This window comes from Myxococcaceae bacterium JPH2 (assembly GCA_016458225.1).
In the GTDB taxonomy this organism is placed as follows: Bacteria; Myxococcota; Myxococcia; order Myxococcales; family Myxococcaceae; genus Citreicoccus.
In genome coordinates, this window is record JAEMGR010000068.1 from 1 (window position 1) to 2,394 (window position 2,394).

1 protein-coding gene and 1 pseudogene are annotated in these 2,394 nt (G+C 61.9%); both read right to left on the reverse strand.

The window, feature by feature from the left end:
• On the reverse strand, positions 1 to 1,200 hold a 1,200-nt coding region (locus JGU66_36015), incomplete at its 3' end, for a hypothetical protein (protein MBJ6766187.1).
• Positions 1,197 to 2,345, reverse strand: a pseudogene (locus JGU66_36020) (hypothetical protein). The pseudogene JGU66_36020 and the gene JGU66_36015, both read right to left, overlap by 4 nt.
• Positions 2,346 to 2,394 lie beyond the last annotated feature (49 nt).

A 2,394-nucleotide genomic window follows, 5' to 3' on the forward strand; every position in this document is an offset into this window, starting at 1 on the left:
CTCCATCTTCTCGCGCAACACCCACGTCCCGCCCAACCGTCGCACGAGGACATCTCCCAGGTAGACGCCTAACGCCGGTATCGTATGCCCTTCGATGACGTCGCGCGTGTAGCGCTCGGGAAAATGGGTTTTCCAGAAGTGGAAGTCGAGGTCCGTGAGCGACTCGGGCGTCTCGTCCATGATGGAGGGCACTTCCGTGTGAAGGACAGCCACGAGACCTTCGGACAAGTCTCCATAGGATTCGAGGACACGCTCCGGACTCTCCACGTCCGATGGAAGGGCAACCGGCAACCACTCTTCCGACTCAGGAGGCCGGAAGGCATTGAGTTCGGCAACCTTCCGTTGCCGCTCGCTGATGGCGAACTCATCCGGCAGCCGCGAGAGGAACGGCGCCACGTCGGGGTGGAAGCGCGGCTCGACCGGAACCAGTGCGGCGCTCCGCTCCCTCAGCGTGCGCAGCACCGTGTCGAAGTCGAGGTCCGGCCGCAGGTGGACATGCGCACGGGCCTGCGCCACGCGCGCATCGTCGTTCGCGAATTCGGCGGGAGTTGGCCACAGCACTAGGAGGACAGAGCCGTTGGGCAGCTCCTCCACGAGGTGCGCGGGCGTCGAGAGCACTCGCTCGCGACCTACCGACTCCACCAGATTCGGACCGAAGATGTTCAGCCAGAACAGCTCATAAATCTTGTCGAACCCATCTCTTCGCGCATCTCGTTCCCTACGACCAAAGCTAGGGGAGCCAGCCAACTGCTCGTCCGCAATACTGTGAGCAGACGAGTAAGGAACCGGGTACCGAGCGGCCCAGTCCCGGGCCACACTCACGAGAGTGCGACAGGAATCCACTCCGGAGAAGAAATCAAGCGGTTGCACGTCAAGACGGGAGTGAAAGCTGGACTCGCCCTGCGCGAGCGAGAGGTTGAGCCCCAGCGATACTGCGGGACTCCCCGAGCGGTACAGCCCAATGATTGAGCCGTACTCATCGCGCCGTTCTTCCACCGCACGCCATACGGCCTCTCGAGAATACTTTCGCTTCCGCCCAGACTTGACGATTGTTGGCATCCAGCCTTCGGCATGCTTTTCAAGCGCATCGAATAGCGGCGCCAACGCGCGCTCCACCCCTGTTGTCGCGTCGAACCTCCCCTCGAAGGTGAAGCTCAGGCTATCCACCTTGTTCAGGTCATGCAGTGTCAACAGCTTCATTGGAACTCTACCTCCACGCCCTTAATCTTCTGCTCAGCTATCTTTGCCGCGTCGGTAAATAACTTCGGGTCTTTTGGCAGAAGCCCCTGTCCTTCATAGACAAGACGAACCCTCTGAACATCCGCCTGTTGCCGCATACCATCCCTAAGAATCTTCAGTGTCCCACCGTAGTACTTCATGGCGTTGCTCGCATCCGTATTCACCCGCACCTGCAACTCCTCCCACTTCAGGAAGCTGAGGTCTCGACTCTTGAAGCTGAACGTCTCCACTCGAGGTGGCTGGCCAGGTGAGGGGCGCTCCTCGATGACGAGCACATCCGCGTAGCGAAAGTCTGCCTTCGACACGCCTACGTGCGTCTCGATCCGCGGCTGCTCGAAGTCACCGAGCCAGCGCCGCTGCGCCCGGGGCAACGCTGCGTCCGCCTCCAGGATGGCGACCATGGTCCGCTCGAAGGCCATGCCCCGAGCATAGTAGGTGCGCATCCCCTGGTAGCCCTCCCATTTCAAGGGGCCCTTCACGGCGTCGCCGGCCTGAATCTCCTTCAGCCGGTTCTTGCGGTAGGCGACGTACTCCTGCCAGAGCAGCTCACCCTTCTCGACTCCCGGAGGTGGCTCCTCAAGCTTCGGTGCCATCTCATTCAACAGCTTCACGTCTTTCGGAAGACGTGGGCCTGATGACTCCAACTCCGCCAGGAACAGCTTGACCTTCGCGGCCTCGGCAGCCCCCACCTCAGCGTTCTGAGCGAAGAGGTCCAAGTTGTCGAACTGCTTCCTGCTTGCCGCAGACTGGGTGGGCTCGCGACTCGCCCCTCCTCTCGTCGTTGCAGCCTTGGAGGTCTCCCTGTTTGCCGCCTGCGCCTCGGCAGCGGATGCCTCGGGGTTCTGCTCGAAGAGGTCCAGGTTGACGGGCCGCTTACCTGCTCCTCCTCGGGTGGCCGGCGGGATGGACTCGCGGCTTGCCGCCTCCATCATCACCGCATGCGCCTTCGCTGGGCTCCCGCGGAACTCAACGAGGACAGCGAGACCAGCTGGCCCCGCCGTCGCAGCATCGAATGCGAACTCACGACTGCCGCGTAGGATGGGGAAGAGGTCGCGAAAAGCGTCGGGGCCGATTCGCTCCTCCAGCTCCTTCAAGGCAGCCTTCAGCTCTTCAATTGGAGACGACCTTCAAGAAGCGCGGGTCTTCGATCCATAC